Source organism: Cytobacillus sp. C11.1 (genome assembly GCF_058145115.1).
This window is the reverse complement of sequence record NZ_CM176935.1, coordinates 835627-852804: the sequence shown is the minus strand read 5'-3', so window position 1 is coordinate 852804 and position 17178 is coordinate 835627. Positions and strand designations below refer to the sequence as shown.

16 protein-coding genes are annotated in these 17178 nt (G+C 41.5%); all 16 read left to right on the top strand.

Annotated features, from left to right (window positions below; translation table 11 throughout):
- The first annotated feature begins 157 nt into the window (after positions 1-157).
- The 16 genes from rnmV (at position 158) to spoVT (ending at position 17080) form a co-directional block, all read left to right on the top strand.
- On the top strand, positions 158-718 hold the full coding sequence (rnmV, locus tag AC3ZVC_RS04395; protein ID WP_490066442.1) for a ribonuclease M5: 561 nt from the start codon (positions 158-160) through the stop codon (positions 716-718).
- A complete protein-coding gene (rsmA, locus tag AC3ZVC_RS04390) occupies positions 711-1592 on the top strand; it encodes a 16S rRNA (adenine(1518)-N(6)/adenine(1519)-N(6))-dimethyltransferase RsmA (protein WP_490066440.1) in 882 nt (293 codons plus the stop codon). Before rnmV ends, rsmA begins: the two co-directional genes overlap by 8 nt.
- A gap of 238 nt (positions 1593-1830) precedes the next feature.
- Positions 1831-2715: a sporulation peptidase YabG gene (yabG, locus tag AC3ZVC_RS04385; protein WP_490066438.1), complete on the top strand. Its 885-nt coding sequence runs from the start codon at positions 1831-1833 to the stop codon at positions 2713-2715.
- Between the two features lie 310 nt (positions 2716-3025).
- Positions 3026-3289, top strand: coding sequence for a biofilm formation stimulator Veg (veg, locus tag AC3ZVC_RS04380; RefSeq protein WP_110067675.1), 264 nt, complete (start codon positions 3026-3028; stop codon positions 3287-3289).
- A gap of 325 nt (positions 3290-3614) precedes the next feature.
- Positions 3615-3788, top strand: a complete 174-nt coding sequence (locus AC3ZVC_RS04375) for a small, acid-soluble spore protein, alpha/beta type (RefSeq protein WP_026582990.1) — start codon at positions 3615-3617, stop codon at positions 3786-3788.
- Positions 3789-4313: 525 nt separating this feature from the next.
- A complete protein-coding gene (gene ispE, locus AC3ZVC_RS04370; RefSeq protein WP_490068824.1) occupies positions 4314-5183 on the top strand; it encodes a 4-(cytidine 5'-diphospho)-2-C-methyl-D-erythritol kinase in 870 nt (289 codons plus the stop codon).
- A gap of 60 nt (positions 5184-5243) precedes the next feature.
- Positions 5244-6062 (top strand): pur operon repressor, encoded by an 819-nt coding sequence (gene purR / locus AC3ZVC_RS04365; RefSeq protein WP_490066434.1) that lies wholly within the window; start codon positions 5244-5246, stop codon positions 6060-6062.
- A gap of 119 nt (positions 6063-6181) precedes the next feature.
- A complete protein-coding gene (locus tag AC3ZVC_RS04360) occupies positions 6182-6556 on the top strand; it encodes a RidA family protein (RefSeq protein WP_490066432.1) in 375 nt (124 codons plus the stop codon).
- Positions 6557-7101: 545 nt separating this feature from the next.
- Positions 7102-7392 carry a septation regulator SpoVG gene (gene spoVG, locus AC3ZVC_RS04355; RefSeq protein WP_009336662.1) on the top strand — a complete coding sequence of 97 codons (291 nt, stop codon included), beginning with the start codon at positions 7102-7104 and terminating at the stop codon, positions 7390-7392.
- Positions 7393-7840: 448 nt separating this feature from the next.
- Positions 7841-9208: a bifunctional UDP-N-acetylglucosamine diphosphorylase/glucosamine-1-phosphate N-acetyltransferase GlmU gene (gene glmU / locus AC3ZVC_RS04350; protein WP_490066427.1), complete on the top strand. Its 1368-nt coding sequence runs from the start codon at positions 7841-7843 to the stop codon at positions 9206-9208.
- Positions 9209-9228: 20 nt separating this feature from the next.
- On the top strand, positions 9229-10185 hold the full coding sequence (locus AC3ZVC_RS04345) for a ribose-phosphate diphosphokinase (RefSeq protein WP_214725909.1): 957 nt from the start codon (positions 9229-9231) through the stop codon (positions 10183-10185).
- Positions 10186-10360: 175 nt separating this feature from the next.
- Positions 10361-11011: a 50S ribosomal protein L25/general stress protein Ctc gene (locus AC3ZVC_RS04340; protein WP_490066422.1), complete on the top strand. Its 651-nt coding sequence runs from the start codon at positions 10361-10363 to the stop codon at positions 11009-11011.
- A gap of 232 nt (positions 11012-11243) precedes the next feature.
- The gene (gene pth / locus AC3ZVC_RS04335; RefSeq protein WP_490068822.1) at positions 11244-11804 is read left to right on the top strand and encodes an aminoacyl-tRNA hydrolase; all 561 of its coding nucleotides are present in this window, start codon (positions 11244-11246) and stop codon (positions 11802-11804) included.
- Between the two features lie 130 nt (positions 11805-11934).
- Positions 11935-12165, top strand: a complete 231-nt coding sequence (gene fin / locus AC3ZVC_RS04330; protein WP_490066418.1) for an anti-sigma-F factor Fin — start codon at positions 11935-11937, stop codon at positions 12163-12165.
- A gap of 363 nt (positions 12166-12528) precedes the next feature.
- Entirely contained in the window at positions 12529-16065 is a 3537-nt protein-coding gene (gene mfd, locus AC3ZVC_RS04325; protein ID WP_490066414.1) for a transcription-repair coupling factor, read from the top strand.
- 478 nt (positions 16066-16543) lie between these two features.
- Positions 16544-17080 carry a stage V sporulation protein T gene (gene spoVT, locus AC3ZVC_RS04320; RefSeq protein WP_214725913.1) on the top strand — a complete coding sequence of 179 codons (537 nt, stop codon included), beginning with the start codon at positions 16544-16546 and terminating at the stop codon, positions 17078-17080.
- Positions 17081-17178: the final 98 nt, after the last annotated feature.

Sequence of the window (17178 nt, the reverse complement as noted above, 5' to 3'; positions counted from 1 at the left end):
TAAAAAATATTCTTTATAAATATATTCTTCTTTCATGTATTTAGACGAATTACATTACAGAAATGTTTCAAGTTTTTTTCATTTTTTTAATAAATTTTTAAAAAGTAAGGCAGGCCGGTAAAGGGCGGCTGTTTGTTTGTAATATAGGGGAGGAAATATGAAGATAAAAGAGATCATTGTTGTAGAAGGCAAGGATGATACAGCGGCCATCAGAAGGGCGCTAGATGCCGATACAATTGAAACAAATGGTTCAGCCATTAATCAGGAAACAATCGAAAAAATTAAGCTTGCACAGCAAACAAGAGGTGTTATCGTATTTACAGATCCAGATTTTCCAGGGCAGAAGATAAGAAATACGATCACAAATGAAGTACCGGGCTGCATGCATGCTTTTATAGAGAAAGCGGATGCCCTGCATAAGCATGGGAAAGGGGTTGGCGTTGAGCATGCTTCCCCTGAAATGATCCGCCAGGCTCTTAAAAATGCCCAGGTGATGCAGGTAAGCTATGAAGAGACAATTACTCAGGAAGACCTCGTAACTGCTGGCCTGATTGGCGGAAATGGTGCCAAAGAGAGAAGAGAAAAGCTTGGAAAGCTGCTTAAAATTGGCTATACAAATGGGAAACAGCTTCATAAAAGGCTGATGATGTTTCAGGTTAGCCCGGAGGATTTTGCGGCAGCAGTAGAAGCTATTCGCAAGGAGGAACAAAATGCATAAAGATATCGCAACACCAGCCAGAACAAAAGCGATCTTGGATAAATACGGTTTTTCTTTTAAGAAAAGCCTTGGACAGAACTTTCTAATTGATACCAATATACTCAGAAGAATCGTCGATCATGCAGATTTAACAGAAGAATCCGGCGCAATTGAAATTGGCCCAGGCATAGGGGCCCTGACTGAACAATTGGCACGAAGAAGCAAAAAAGTGCTTGCTTTTGAAATTGATCAGCGCCTTCTGCCCATTTTAGAAGAAACATTGTCGCCATACCCAAATACAGCCATTATTAATAAAGATGTATTAAAAGCAGACGTAAACGCTGCAATTGAAAATGAATTTAATGGGATTCAAGATATTATGGTTGTTGCCAACCTCCCGTATTATGTGACAACTCCAATTATAATGAAACTGCTGGAGGACAAGCTGCCAATCAGAGGAATTGTCTGTATGCTGCAGAAGGAGGTTGCTGACAGGATCTCTGCCCGCCCAGGTACGAAGGATTACGGCTCCTTGTCTATCGCTATCCAGTACTATACAGAGGCGGAAACAGCCATGATTGTTCCAAAGACGGTTTTTGTGCCACAGCCCAATGTGGATTCCGCGGTCATCAAACTGACAAAACGCAAAGAGCCGGCAGTAGCGGTTAAGAGCGAACCGTTCTTTTTCCAGGTCACGAAATCAAGCTTTGCGCAAAGACGTAAGACGCTGCTCAATAATCTGACAAGCCAGCTTCCGGAAGGAAAACAAAAGAAGGAGCAAATCCTGTCTGCACTTGAACTGGCTGAAATTGAACCAGGGAGAAGAGGGGAAACATTATCAATAGAAGAGTTTGGGCGTTTAAGTGATGCCCTTCTGCCTTACTTTTCTAAATAAATGTAATCGGATATAAATTAAACCAAGGCCTGCTAAAAGCAGGCTTTTTCTTTTTAGCCAAGGTCTACTCTTTAATCAGGCATCGAATCTCCTTTCATACGCACATGTTTATAGACAAATGCATAATTTATGACATAAATATTAATCCCATAGCGGTCTTAATCCGTTCATGAGGTATAAAAGCCAGAGGGATTAGAGAAGGCCGTGTTCTCGTTGTGGGCCAATTGGAGTGACGACATTGACTATAAATATTATGGATATTGTCGGAAGAATTTCCTATCGCTGTGATATTCTATTCCGTGTGATTGATATTAAAGAACAGAATGGCAAAAAAATGGCCATTTTATTTGGAGAGGATATTCGTCTTGTTGCCGATGCCCCCTATGAGGACTTAATCGTTATCAACCAGGCGGAACGAATGAAGATCGAACAGGAGTATAGATCCCTGGAAGAGCAATCTTTTCAGCTTTTCAGACAGGATATAGCTCTTTTAAGGGAAAAGCAGGAGTATGAGGTCACAGACGGATACAGCAAGACCCTTAATTACTTTCAGATACCAGGCAGAGTGCTTCACCTGGATGGGGATCCTTCGTATTTAAAGAAATGCCTGGCTGTATATGACAAAATAGGCATCCCTGTCACAGGCATTCATTGCAATGAAAAGGAAATGCCGATGAAAATCGGACAGCTCATCGACCATTACAGGCCTGATATCCTGGTTGTTACCGGTCATGATGCTTATTCCAAGTCTAAAGGAAAGAAATCGGATATTAATGCTTACAGGCATTCCAGGGAATTTGTGCAAACGGTTAGAGCAGCCAGAAAAAAGATTCCGCACCTGGACCAGCTCGTTATCTTTGCGGGGGCCTGTCAATCCCACTTCGAATCGCTGATTCATGCAGGGGCAAACTTTGCGAGCTCACCTTCAAGGGTAAACATCCATGCTCTCGATCCTGTTTATATTGTAGCGAAAGTAAGCCTGACTCCTTTTATGGAAAGAATTAATGTGTGGGATATCTTAAGAAACACATTAACAGGTGAAAGGGGACTGGGAGGGATTGAAACACGCGGCGTTTTGAGAACAGGGATGCCTTTTAATGATGAACAGTTAAATGAATCATAATCCGGCGAGCCGTTTATATTTATGAAACGGCTTGTTTTTTTATTTGAATTAAAAAATCATAAAACTACAAATTATGATGGGTTTTGACATTACATGAGAAAGAGAAATAGCTGATAAATCGCTTTCCAAACGCCTTTTTTAAAAATATACATATTCTTGTTAGTTTAAGGTAATCCTAAAATTGTTGAAAATTAGAAGAAAAAGTAGAAGAAAACATATTGACATTTATTTTTAAAGACTGTTATAATTTATATTTTTGTTTGACAGCATTGTGTCAGTGTGATATACTTTACATAGTGAGGTGGACCGAATGGCAAAAACATTATTGGATATTAAAAAAGCTCTTGATTCAAATCTTGGAAAAAGGCTCTTGCTAAAAGCGAATGGCGGACGCAGAAAGACCATTGAGCGTTCAGGTGTTTTGGCAGAAACGTACCCTTCCGTATTTGTGATTGAATTAGATCAAGATGAAAATGCATTTGAACGTGTATCTTACAGCTATGCGGATGTTTTAACAGAAACGGTTCAAATTACATTCTACGAAGATACATCAGGACAGGTTGCTTTAAGCTAACATATATTTTTCAGCGGAGCGGTGAACATTTGTTTGCTGCTTTTTGTTTTGTCTTTTTTGCCAAGCGCGGTTAAAGCTAAATGTTGATACACGCACTCTGTTGATTGAAACAGAGTGCGCGAGACGCCAGCGGGAGAAGCGAGTCTAGCGGTACCCGCGCAGGCACCGAGGACGATCCCGGGATGCCCGCGAAAAGCGAGTGCCTGGAGTGGAAATGAACAGGCAAGTTTAACCGTGCCTGCTCCTAAGGATAAATAAGGGTCTTATGAATAGAACACTCCTGTTCCATAATAAAAGTACCGCAGTGCGAAAGGAGATGTTAGTGTTGGGCAGAAGAAGAGGTATTATGTCAGATGGCTTAAAAGAAGAAATTGCAAAAGAGCTTGGTTTTTATGATGTAGTCCAAAAAGAAGGCTGGGGCGGCATCCGCGCCAAAGATGCCGGCAACATGGTGAAGCGGGCTATTGAAATGGCACAGCAAAATCTCCTTAACAAGTAAAACCTGGCTTTGACCCTTGTATCAATCATTAACAATTAAAATGTACTGCGGCTGCCGGAGCTTTTGCTTCGGCATTTATTGTCTCTAATAGGGCCCGAAGTTTTTAAGAAAGCCTTATTATTCAGGCCCTTGCGCTTTTCTGTTCAATTTGTGGTAAAATAGGACAAAAAATGGAGACGCTCTATAAGAAAGGCGTAAGGCACTTGCTTATCGGCGACAAGCATGGTACCAGGAGCTAGACAGTTATCAAAGTCTAATTTAAATATTTTTATATTTAAGGCTGTGTTAAAGCTCAATGATGATTTTAGCACCATGGAGTGGCAGGCGCGAGCTCCTCGAAAATGCTATCGCATTTCCTTCGTGCGGTGTTTACTCAGAGATGCTTATTCAAAGTCCTGCGGGAAGAGAGTGACCCCGCAGACGCTTGGCTGAGGGTGATCCTGCCCGCCCGCGGAAATCGAACGTCTGGAGCGAAATCAACAGGCAAGTTTAACAAAGCTATATTTTAAGAAGTAGGTGGAAATGTTGAAGGTCATGGTTAAGGCACCTGCTAAAATCAATTTGTCATTGGATGTTTTACATAAAAGGGAAGATGGCTATCATGAAGTTGAAATGATTATGACAACCATTGATTTGGCGGACCGCCTGGAGTTAACGCTTTTAGACAAAAATGAAATAAAAATTATCTCGCATAACCGTTTTGTTCCGGACGATCAGCGAAATCTGGCTTATCAGGCTGCGCATCTTCTTAAAGAACGATTTCAAGTGCAAAAAGGTGTAGCCATTACAATTGAAAAAACGATCCCTGTTGCTGCTGGGCTTGCGGGAGGAAGCAGCGATGCCGCAGCTGCCCTTAGAGGTCTTAACAAGCTATGGGAATTGGGTCTTTCAATGGATGAGCTTGCCGAAATTGGATCGGAAATAGGCTCTGATGTGTCTTTTTGCGTTTATGGAGGGACTGCTTTGGCGAAAGGAAGAGGAGAGATAATCAAAGAGCTTCCCGCACCTCCTACTTGTTGGGTCATACTGGCCAAGCCATTTATCGGTGTATCGACTGCGGATGTTTATCGAAGGCTAGATGTGAGCCAGATACAGCACCCGAATACTGGCGGAATGATTGAAGCTATACATAACGGAAGCTATGAAGAGGTTTGCCATAACTTAGGGAATGTCCTTGAGGATGTAACATTGCAGATGCATCCTGAGGTGGCGCAAATTAAAGACCAAATGAGAAGATTTGGGGCAGATGCTGTCCTTATGAGCGGAAGCGGTCCTACCGTGTTTGGACTTGTTCATCATGATTCAAGAATGCACCGGATTTATAACGGCTTAAGAGGATTCTGTGATCAGGTTTTTGCGGTCAGAATGCTTGGAGAAAGGCATAAGCTTGATTAAATCCGTATATTAATGGTATATTATCGTTAAAATATTCGGATTTATATGGGGGTTCCACAAATGAAATTTCGCAGAAGCGAACGGTTAATAGATATGACCAATTATTTATTAAACCATCCGCGTCAGCTGGTATCCTTAACTTTCTTTTCAGAAAGATATGGTTCTGCCAAGTCTTCCATAAGCGAGGATTTAACAATTATTAAAGAGACATTTGAACAAAGGGGAATTGGCACTCTCCAGACTGTGGCCGGAGCAGCAGGCGGAGTTAAGTTCAATGTAAAGGTACCCGATGATGAGGCCCGTCCTTTTGTGGATGAGCTATGCGGCCTGATAGCCAGTCCGGAGAGGCTTTTGCCAGGCGGATATCTGTATATGACTGACATATTGGGAGATCCACTGGTTGTCCAGCGTGCCGGCAGACTATTTGCCTCCGCATTTGCAGATAAGCCAATTGATGTTGTGATGACTGTAGCTACCAAAGGGATTCCGCTCGCATATGCTGCAGCGAACTACCTTAATGTACCTGTTGTCATTGTAAGGCGGGACAGCAAGGTGACAGAAGGTTCCACAGTAAGCATTAATTATGTGTCAGGATCGGCCAAAAGGATCCAAACGATGGTTCTCTCAAAACGAAGCCTTGCAGAAGGATCCAATGTCTTAATCATCGATGACTTTATGAAAGCCGGTGGAACAGTGAATGGCATGGTCAGTATGCTGGAGGAGTTTAAAGCCAATCTGGCTGGAATTGCTGTCCTGGTTGAGGCTGAAAAAGCAGAAGAACGACTGGTTGATGAGTATCTTTCTCTTGTACGCCTCTCCGATGTAGATGTCCGGGAAAAGAAAATCAATGTAAGTGAAGGCAATTATTTTAAAAAATAGGTTAAGTTAAAGCACAATTTTACTTTGGAGCCTAGCGGAGGCTCCCTAGCCGCCCGCAGAAAACGAGTATCTAGAATCACCAGCTTAAAAACAAATGATATTTTTTAGGGGGAGAATCCATGAAAATCATTCAAACGAATCAGGCTCCTGCAGCGATTGGGCCATATTCACAAGGAATCACAGTCAATAATCTTTTTTACAGCTCCGGACAAATTCCACTTACAGCAGATGGTGTCATGGTAGAGGATAATGTGAAAGCTCAGACCCACCAGGTATTTAAAAACCTTCAAGCTGTTTTAGAAGAGGCTGGTGCTTCTTTAAATACTGTTGTTAAGGCGACTGTATTTATAAAAGACATGAATGATTTTTCCGCAATCAATGAAGTGTATGGAGAGTATTTCAGCACGCATAAGCCTGCACGTTCCTGTGTGGAGGTCGCCCGCCTTCCAAAAGATGCATTGGTGGAGATAGAAGTAGTAGCGCTCGTTAAATAAAACGGGCGTTTTTTTATTAGGCTCTTTTCAAAAGGCTGTTTTCGTATAGATTGTTGTTTTTGGACTATAAAGATTGCCCGTTGATTTCCGCTCCAGTCACTTGCTTTCCGCGGGGAGGAACGGGAGCCTCCTCGGCGTTTCACGCCTGCGGGGTCTCCCGCTCCCTCTCTTCCCGCAGGACATTGAATAAACTCCCTCGAATAAGCACCGCACGAAGGAAATGCGGCAGCATTTACGAGGATCAAGTGCCTTCCACTCCAATCAACTCAGTAATTAAAACTAGTTTGTAAGCAACAAATTTTCCGAAAACAGCTTTTATAAAAGATTATTGTTTTTGAATAGTGGGATACTAGAAAACAGTTTTGTATTATCGGAAAAAAAGAGGGATATATAAGGAGAGCTAAAGCTTTTGTCTGCTTTTTTTATACAAGCAAACCCCATGAACAAAATATTCAAAAAATATTTTTCGATTAAGAAGGAGAATGAGGAAAAATGTTGAATTTATAAAATTAGGATTATATCTTCTGGAAAAGGTGGTGAACAGAATGGAAGTGACAGACGTTAGATTACGCCGCGTCAATACGGATGGACGAATGAGGGCTATTGCCTCTATTACCCTGGATCATGAATTTGTTGTTCATGATATTCGTGTGATTGATGGAAACAATGGCTTATTTGTAGCTATGCCTAGCAAACGTACTCCGGATGGAGAGTTTAGAGATATTGCACATCCTATTAACTCAGGAACGCGCGGTAAAATCCAGGAGGCAGTATTAGCCGAGTACCACCGTTTAGGTGAATTAGAAGTTGAATTTGAAGAAGCCGGTGCTTCCTAAAAAAATAAAACAACAAGGGCCTACTTCATAAGTAAGGCTCTTTTTTATTTATTCAGCGTTGTTAGCTCTAAGCTTGCCAAATATTAATGGCGCTTAGGGCTTTTTTATTTTGGAGTTGATAAAGTACAACGTTCGCATTATTTCAAACTATTTGATTGGGTGTCATGCGACTCCCCGAAAATGTATTCGCATACCTTAATGGTGTTCTATTCTGATATTCTGGTCTAAACTCCTGCTAAAATGACTTCTTGAGCGGTAATCAGCAGGCAAATATTATGATGCTTTTATGTTATATTCTGTACCCTGACTTTTTGGCATATAAACCATTTTTTAAAAAATACCGTTTGCGGTAATGACAAATATTTGTACTTTGTTATCATTCCTTGAAATAAGAGCCCATTTAAGATATATTCTTAATGGATAAAAAGGTTAAATTGGAGGCCTGTAAATGTCTAATCGATACGCGGTAATTTTAGCCGCAGGCCAGGGGACAAGAATGAAGTCGAAGCTTTATAAAGTCCTTCATCCTGTGTGCGGCAAACCGATGGTTCAACATGTTGTTGATCAAGTTTTAAAGCTTAATATAAAGGAAGTTGTCACCATCACTGGACATGGCGCAGAGATGGTTGAAGAACAGCTGGGTTCAAGCATCAAATATGCGCTTCAGGAGGAACAGCTTGGTACAGCACATGCCGTAATGCAGGCTCGTGAACTGCTTGAAGGCAAGGAAGGCATCACTATTGTTGTTTGTGGAGATACTCCTCTAATCAAGCAAGAAACAATGGAAGCTCTTTTTAAGCATCATGAAGAACTATCTGCAAAAGCAACTATTTTAACTGCCCATGCAGAAAATCCATTCGGATATGGACGTGTAATCCGCAATGATGTGGGCATGGTTGAAAAGATCGTAGAACATAAAGATGCTTCCGAGCAAGAGCGGAAGATAAAAGAAATCAATACTGGAACTTACTGCTTTGATAATAAAGCTCTTTTTGAAGCCTTGAACAAGGTGACAAATGATAATGTCCAGGGCGAATATTACCTTCCGGATGTCATTGAGATCCTTAAAAGTGAGGGTGAGGTCGTTACGGCTTATCAAACTGCCGATTTTGAAGAGACTTTGGGTGTCAATGACCGGGTAGCTCTTTCCCAGGCAGAAACTTTCATGAAAAAGCGGATAAATGAAGAACATATGCGTAATGGAGTTACAATAATCGATCCTTCAAACACATACATTGGTCCGGATGTTAAAATTGGTTCTGATACTGTGCTTTACCCTGGAACCATATTATCCGGCAGTACGCTGATTGGTTCCGATTGCGTAATTGGACCTCATACGGAAATATCCGATTGCCAAATAGGGAATCAGACAGTAATCCGCCAATCTGCAGCGTATGACAGCCATATCGGCTCACAGGTGAATATCGGGCCATTTGCTCATATTCGTCCTCAATCTGAAATTCATGATGAAGTGAAAATCGGCAACTTTGTTGAAGTGAAAAAGTCTGTTTTTGGAAAAGGCAGCAAGGCATCTCATCTAAGCTATATTGGCGATGCAGAGATTGGCAAGGATGTTAATTTGGGCTGTGGTTCAATTACTGTCAATTATGATGGAAAAAATAAATATCTGACCAAAATAGAAGATGGTGTGTTTATTGGCTGCAACTCCAATCTGGTTGCACCGGTAACCATTGGCGAAGGTGCGTATGTAGCAGCAGGATCAACTATTACAGAAGATGTGCCGGGTGAAGCCCTTTCCATTGCCCGTGCACGCCAGGTAAACAAGGAAAATTACACTCAAAAATTTAACAAGTAATAATGCGATGGAGGCCCAACATGTCTAACCAGTATTTAGATCCAAATTTAAAGTTGTTTACTTTAAACTCAAACCGGAAACTAGCTGAAGAAATTGCAAATGTCATTGGTGTAGAGCTGGGGAAATGTTCTGTAACCCGCTTTAGCGATGGTGAAATCCAAATCAATATTGAAGAAAGTATCCGCGGATGCGATGTATACGTAATTCAATCAACAAGCTCTCCAGTTAATGAGCATTTAATGGAGCTTTTAATTATGATCGATGCGCTTAAACGTGCATCTGCAAAAACAATCAACATCGTTATGCCTTACTATGGCTATGCCCGTCAGGACCGTAAAGCGAGAGCACGAGAGCCGATTACAGCTAAGCTTGCAGCAAACTTGCTTGAAACAGCAGGTGCGACCCGCGTGATTACGCTTGACTTGCATGCACCGCAAATTCAAGGTTTCTTCGACATTCCGATTGATCATCTAATGGGTGTGCCGATCCTATCCGATTACTTTAAAAATAAAATCATGGATGGCGATATCGTAATCGTTTCTCCTGACCACGGCGGTGTAACACGTGCACGTAAAATGGCAGACCGCCTGAAGGCTCCAATTGCTATTATTGATAAACGCCGGCCGAAACCAAATGTTGCAGAAGTAATGAACATTGTAGGTAACATTGATGGGAAAATTGCCATCTTAATCGATGATATTATTGATACTGCCGGTACGATTACACTAGCTGCAAATGCCCTTGTAGAAAATGGTGCATCAGAAGTGTATGCATGCTGTACGCATCCAGTGTTATCGGGCCCTGCCATCGAAAGAATCGAAAACTCAACCATTAAAGAGCTGGTTGTGACAAACTCAATTACTCTTCCTGAAGAAAAGAAAACAGATAAGATTGTTGAACTATCAGTAGCACCGCTTATCGGCGAAGCTATTATCCGCGTTCATGAAGAGCAATCTGTCAGCACGCTGTTCGATTGATATTAAAATTAAATAAACAGACCAGGCTTGCTGAAAAGCAAGCCTGGTGTGCTATCATCAAATAAATAACCAAGCTTAAAAAACTAAAACGTTTAGACTTTCTCATTTTAGGGCATTTTTTTATATAGACAGTTAATGACTTTATAATTTTTAAAATGAGGAAGGGGACGTATTTATGACAGCTGTATTGCAAGCGAAAGAAAGAAAAGGAGCACGTAATTCCCATTTAACCGCATTGCGCGAGGAAGGCAATATTCCTGCTGTATTGTATGGGTCTAAGCTTGAGAGTAAATCCATCTACTTAAGTGGAGCTGATTTCCTAAAGACGATTAAAGAGGTTGGCAGAAATGGTGTTTTCTCCTTGGATTTGGATGGGAATAAATTTGATGTAATGTTAGGTGACTATCAATCCAATCCTTTGAAAAATGAAATTGTCCATGCGGATTTTCTTGCTGTGGATATGAAAAAGGAAATGAGTGCTGACGTACGAGTTGTGCTGGTTGGGGATGCAGCAGGAGTGAAGGATGGAGGCGTAATGCAGCAGTCCATGCATGAGGTCTCTGTCACAGCTACTCCAAGCAATATTCCTTCTGCTGTTGAAGTCGATGTTACCAATCTTCAGGTGAATGAGACTTTAACGGTTGCAGACATTAAGGTTAATCGCGGTTATGAAATCAATAACGAGGAAGAACAGGTTATTGCTTCAATTCTCCCTCCAAGACAGGAAGAAGAAATTAATAGCGGCGAAGAACAGGAAGCTGGAACGCCTGAAAGCGAAGAAGGTAGAGAAACAACAGCAGATGAAGATAAAACAAGTGAGGAATAGGCTGAGCGAAGCCTTTTCAAACAGGGGCTGGCCCGATAGGCATCATATCGCCAGCCCCTGTTTTCTTGCTTAGGTGCAGGATCGCGGAGTAAATAATGCAACGCAAAAAATGGTTGTGGCACTTTCAATAAAATTAAAAAGAATAAACAGTTGTCTAGCTCCGAGCGCCATCGCTTTGGGGGCTTTTCGCCTAAAAGCAGGGCTCTGAGCTTTTCTATTATGGGGTGAAATGATGAAGCTGATTGTAGGGTTGGGGAATCCTGGCAAGCAATATGATAAAACAAGACATAATATTGGCTTTGATGTGATTAATGTCTTATCAGAACGGCTGAATATTCCTTTGAATCAAGCAAAATTGAAAGGAGTATTTGGGACAGGCTATGTAAACGGAGAAAAGGTCTTTCTCCTCAAGCCTCTTACATATATGAATTTATCCGGTGAATCCATCCGGGCAGTTATGGATTATTTTGATATCAATGAGGAAGAGCTGGTTGTCATTTACGATGACCTTGACTTGCCAGTGGGCAAGATTCGGCTGCGGCAAAAAGGCAGCGCTGGCGGGCACAATGGCATTAAATCGACAATCGCCCATTTGGGGACACAGGAGTTTAACAGAATAAGGGTAGGCATCGATCGGCCTCCAAGCGGCATGAAGGTCCCTGATTATGTATTGGGGCGGTTCACAAAAGAGGAACAGGAAGTCATGGACGAAGTGGCTAAAAGATGTGCGGATGCTTGTGAAGAATGGTTCAAAAAACCATTTTTACAGGTAATGAACGATTTTAATCAATAAACTTCATATTTTCTTTATTTTTATCATAGAATAATGTTCATTAAACATCGTCTGCATTGGCTTAAATGAATAAGTTCCCGCTCAAAGGCTCATAATAGACTTATGGACAGTTTGACGGGGAGGGACAGGCATGGCTATTCATTATCATTGCCGTCATTGCGGAACGAAGATTGGTTCAATTGAGAATGACTCTATTCATACAGAGCAACTTGGATTTCACAAATTAAATGATGAGGAACGCCGGGAAATGATCTCATATGACCAGTCCGGAGATTTAAATGTAAAAGCTATTTGTGAGGATTGCCAGGAATCACTTGAACGCAATCCTGATTACCATCAGCAGGACTTTATTATTCATTAACAAGCTTTGGAGAGGATCCAAAGCATTTTTCTATTTCCACTTTGATGTCAGTCTTATCACCTGGGAGGTGATTCATCTTCCCCGGTGGATGGGCTGAATACTTGTGTTTGTCATTATATTTATTTTATAAGAAAAACTCTTACGTTCCCTGCAATATCAGGGCTTTATTGCGGATGTTTTTAATAGATACCCATTTATAGAGTGCTTGTTGCACAACGCGTTTTTTTAGTAAGATTATGATAACTAAGCGGCTGTGAACTGTCACGGCTTTTAAGATACGAAAGTATTACTATTTTTATTAGGCAGTTATCTAGCTTTGAGCGCGAAAGAGGCGCTTGTGTTTTTCTATTAGGAGGGGCTTTCATGTTAGGTCTAAAACAGATTATAAGCCAGCAGGATGATGTAAGTTCCATTCTGTCTGGAATAGAGGAAGGGTTAAGGGAGCAGATGCTTGCGGGTTTATCTGGATCTGCACGCACGCTGTTTTTATCTTCCGTATATGAGCAATCCGGAAGGCCGATGCTGGTTGTAACCCATAATCTCCTGCAGGCCCAGAAATTATACGATGATATTGTCAGTCTGGCAGGAGATACAGATGTATTTTTATACCCTGCAAATGAACTCATTGCAGCTGAGATTGGAATTGCAAGCCCTGAATTGAAGGCCCAGCGGATCGAGGCTTTGAATTATTGGAGTAAAAATAAAAAAGGAATCATGATTGTCCCGATGGCCGGGTTAAGAAAGATTCTGCCGCCTCCATCCCATTGGAGTAAATATCAGCTATCATTGAAGGTTGGCGATGAACTGACTGAGGATCAATTAAAGAGTTTTGTTCAAATGGGCTATGTTCGTTCTGAGATGGTTTCTTCACCAGGAGAATTTAGTGTCAGAGGCGGGATTATTGATATTTATCCTTTAACAGAGGCAGATCCGGTCAGGATTGAGCTTTTTGATACAGAAGTTGATTCCATTCGTACATTTTCTTTGGAAGACCAGAGGTCAAAAGAAAAGTTAACCGAAATTACAATTGGCCCAGCAACTGAAATACCGCTTGATGCTGAGCATTTTAATAAATTAATTGAAAAGCTGGAAAGTGGATTAGGTGCAAGCCTGAAAAAATTAAAGGACGATAAAGCAAAAACCCAGCTGGCACAGAATGTAGGCTATGAATTGGAAATGCTGAGAATGGGAAACAAGCCTGAACAGCTTTTCAAATACTTATCGTTTGTATTTGATGAAGGAAGTAGTTTAATAGACTACCTTCCTGCCAATGGCTTGATCTTCATAGATGAAATCAGTCGTGTGCAGGAAATGAACGATTCCCTTGAGAAGGAAGAAGCGGAATGGTATACAAGTCTTTTAGGTGAAGGCCAGATTATCCATAATGTTAAGGTATCCCATAACTTAAAGGAATTTCTGCATCGTTCTCAGCAGCCGATTACTTATATGTCCTTGTTCTTAAGGCATGTACCAAACACGAATCCGCAGAACATCATCAACATTTCCTGCAAGCAAATGCAGAATTTCCATGGCCAGATGCACGTGCTTAAAAGTGAAATGGAAAGATGGAAGAAAGGCAAGTATTCTGTTGTTTTCCTAGGACCTGATGAAGAGCGTGTCAAAAAGCTTCAAAGAGTCCTTGAGGATTATGAAATTGATGCAGCTTTTGTAAGTGCCAATCAGCCTCTTTTGCAGGGGAGAGTCCAAATTTTGGAGGGAAGCCTGCAAACAGGATTTGAGCTCCCGAGCCAAAAGCTTGCGATTATTACGGAAGAGGAGCTCTTTAATAAGCGCACAAAAAAGAAAGCGCGCAGGCAAAAGTTATCAAATGCGGAGAGAATTAAAAGCTATTCCGAGTTAAAAGTCGGCGACTATGTCGTGCATGTAAACCACGGTATAGGAAAGTATCTGGGAATTGAAACACTTGAAATTAATGGGGTCCATAAGGATTATCTTCATATACGTTACCAGGGCAGCGATAAGCTTTATGTCCCGGTTGAGCAAATAGACCTTGTCCAAAAATATGTTGGGTCAGAAGCAAAAGAGCCAAAGATTTATAAATTGGGCGGAAATGACTGGAAGAGGGTTAAGAAAAAGGTTCAGTCATCTGTACAGGATATTGCTGATGACCTGATCAAGCTCTATGCGGAACGTGAGGCATCAAAAGGCTATGCGTTTAACCCTGATGGAGATATGCAAAGGGAGTTCGAAGCAGCGTTCCCTTATCAGGAAACTGAGGACCAGGTTCGTTCCATCCATGAAATCAAGAAAGACATGGAGAGAGAACGCCCGATGGACCGCTTGCTATGCGGCGATGTGGGTTATGGTAAAACAGAAGTCGCAATTCGTGCAGCTTTTAAGGCCATTGCAGATGGAAAACAGGTTGCATTCCTCGTGCCAACAACCATTCTTGCCCAGCAGCATTATGAAACAATGAGAGAGCGGTTCCAGGATTATCCGATTGAAATAGGGCTTTTAAGCAGGTTCAGAACGAAAAAGCAGCAAACAGAAACCTTAAAAGGTTTAAAAGCAGGGACTATTGACGTAGTTGTCGGCACACATCGGATTTTGTCAAAAGATATTCAATATAGAGATTTAGGCCTGCTCATTATAGATGAAGAGCAGCGCTTTGGTGTGACACATAAAGAGAAGATCAAGCAGCTTAAGACGAATGTGGATGTCCTTACTCTGACTGCAACGCCAATCCCTAGAACCCTACATATGTCAATGCTTGGAGTCCGAGACTTATCTGTCATCGAGACTCCGCCAGAAAACCGGTTCCCGGTCCAGACATACGTAATGGAATACAACGGTTCGTTAGTGCGTGAAGCGATAGAAAGAGAACTGGCTAGGGATGGGCAGGTCTATTTTCTATATAACCGTGTAGAGGATATAGAACGAAAAGCCGAGGAAATATCCATGTTAGTTCCAGATGCAAGGGTAACTTATGCCCATGGGAAAATGACGGAAAATGAGTTAGAATCTGTAATGTTAAGCTTCCTTGAAGGGGAGTCTGACGTTCTTGTCAGCACAACGATTATAGAAACAGGCGTTGATATTCCAAATGTCAACACGCTGATTGTTCATGATGCTGACAAAATGGGCCTTTCCCAGCTTTATCAGCTAAGGGGAAGGGTTGGCCGTTCCAACAGGGTTGCCTATGCGTATTTCACATACCGAAAAGATAAGGTATTAACCGAAGTAGCCGAAAAGAGACTTCAGGCAATAAAAGAATTTACGGAACTCGGATCAGGCTTTAAAATCGCTATGCGTGACTTATCGATCAGGGGTGCCGGTAATTTATTGGGTGCCGAACAGCATGGATTCATAGATTCAGTTGGTTTTGATTTGTATTCTCAAATGCTTAAAGAAGCGATCGAAGAACGAAAAGAGGATATTAGCGGTGTAGAAAAAGCGCCGAAAATCGAAATCGATCTGGATGTCGATGCTTATATTCCTGACTTCTATTTGTCTGATGGCCATCAGAAAATCGAAATGTATAAACGGTTCCGTGGAATTTCGTCGCTCGAAGATGTGGAAGAGTTGCAGGAAGAGATGATCGACCGCTTTGGCGAGTATCCAGAAGAGGTGGCTTATTTATTCCAGATTGCCGAAATGAAGGTCTATGGAGAGCTTGCAGGCATTGAGACTGTAAAGCAGTCGAAGAATGAAGTGCTGATTCTCTTATCTGAAAATGCCAGTGAAAATATTGACGGCCAAAAAATATTCCAGAACACAAACAAGTACGGAAGAATGATTGGCCTTGGAATGGAAGGCAAGAAATTGAAGGCTGTCCTCCATATCAAAGGAATTAAAACAAATGAGTGGCTCAATATCGCGTACGAAGTGATAAAAGGAATGCATGAAGCTAAAAAAGAGCAACAACATCCAACTGCGTAAAAATATGGAAATGTTTCTGTTAATGAAATGAAACAATAATAATGTTTATCTGATCTATTCAAGGGTAATTTTTAGTTGAGGGATCATTTGGAATGTTTATCCGTTTTTGGAATCTATAACATCTATGAGAAAAAGTTATTGCGCACGTATATAACTTTCCATATGAAAGATACTAAGTTCAAACATGGCGATGTATTCATTTTCTCCCAATATGAGTCAGAGCCAAAAGAGGAAAGAGTAAGTGCTGCGCTGAAGATAGAAATGTCTAGCTCCAGCGCCTAGCCCCTCGAGTCATAAGCCAAATCACTCCAGATCAGCATTTCCTGCGTGATTCGTCTTATGCTTGTCGGACTGGCACAGGATGTGCTGGCATCTGCGTTTGCCACAGGACGTGGCGGTTTTTAGCAGATGTTCATACATCTTGATGTGCGCTTCCTCTTTTCTAAAAAATCATCAGATGAAAGTGAGGCAACGTTGGATGAAAGCAACTGGTATAGTTCGTCGTATCGATGATTTGGGTCGTGTAGTAATCCCTAAAGAAATCCGCAGAACATTGCGTATACGTGAAGGGGACCCGCTGGAGATTTTCGTAGATCGTGATGGAGAAGTCATCTTAAAGAAGTATTCACCAATAAGTGAACTGAGCGATTTTGCAAAAGAATATGCAGAAGCATTATATGACAGCCTGGGAAATCCAGTGTTAATCTGTGACAGAGATACTTACATTGCTGTTGCAGGAGGTTCTAAAAAAGATTACTTAAACAAAAATATAAGCGATCTTGTTGAAAAAACAATGGAAGAGCGGACTTCGGTCCTTGTCAACCAGCCTGGCGATATCTCGCTTGTAGACGGGAACACAGAACCTTCCTCCGCTTATACAATTGGCCCTATCATCGCAAACGGAGACCCGATTGGCGCAGTCATTATTTTTGCTAAAGAAGATTCATTAGGCGATGTGGAACAAAAAGCAGTTGAAACAGCGGCAGGTTTCCTTGCCAGACAAATGGAATCATAAAAATGAATACTTTATGAAAGGGGTAGCGTAACGCTGCCTTTTTTCTTTGTATACAGCAGAAGGGATACCCGAGCAGAAAACAGAGATTTCGTGCGACA

Bases quoted from the DNA above. Each gene is read 5' to 3' on its own strand.
- rnmV (WP_490066442.1), top strand. From the start codon at position 158: ATGAAGATAAAAGAGATCATTGTTGTAGAAGGCAAGGATGATACAGCG.
- rsmA (WP_490066440.1), top strand. From the start codon at position 711: ATGCATAAAGATATCGCAACACCAGCCAGAACAAAAGCGATCTTGGAT.
- veg (WP_110067675.1), top strand. From the start codon at position 3,026: ATGGCAAAAACATTATTGGATATTAAAAAAGCTCTTGATTCAAATCTT.
- purR (WP_490066434.1), top strand. From the start codon at position 5,244: ATGAAATTTCGCAGAAGCGAACGGTTAATAGATATGACCAATTATTTA.
- AC3ZVC_RS04360 (WP_490066432.1), top strand. From the start codon at position 6,182: ATGAAAATCATTCAAACGAATCAGGCTCCTGCAGCGATTGGGCCATAT.
- spoVG (WP_009336662.1), top strand. From the start codon at position 7,102: ATGGAAGTGACAGACGTTAGATTACGCCGCGTCAATACGGATGGACGA.
- glmU (WP_490066427.1), top strand. From the start codon at position 7,841: ATGTCTAATCGATACGCGGTAATTTTAGCCGCAGGCCAGGGGACAAGA.
- AC3ZVC_RS04345 (WP_214725909.1), top strand. From the start codon at position 9,229: ATGTCTAACCAGTATTTAGATCCAAATTTAAAGTTGTTTACTTTAAAC.
- AC3ZVC_RS04340 (WP_490066422.1), top strand. From the start codon at position 10,361: ATGACAGCTGTATTGCAAGCGAAAGAAAGAAAAGGAGCACGTAATTCC.
- pth (WP_490068822.1), top strand. From the start codon at position 11,244: ATGAAGCTGATTGTAGGGTTGGGGAATCCTGGCAAGCAATATGATAAA.
- fin (WP_490066418.1), top strand. From the start codon at position 11,935: ATGGCTATTCATTATCATTGCCGTCATTGCGGAACGAAGATTGGTTCA.
- mfd (WP_490066414.1), top strand. From the start codon at position 12,529: ATGTTAGGTCTAAAACAGATTATAAGCCAGCAGGATGATGTAAGTTCC.
- spoVT (WP_214725913.1), top strand. From the start codon at position 16,544: ATGAAAGCAACTGGTATAGTTCGTCGTATCGATGATTTGGGTCGTGTA.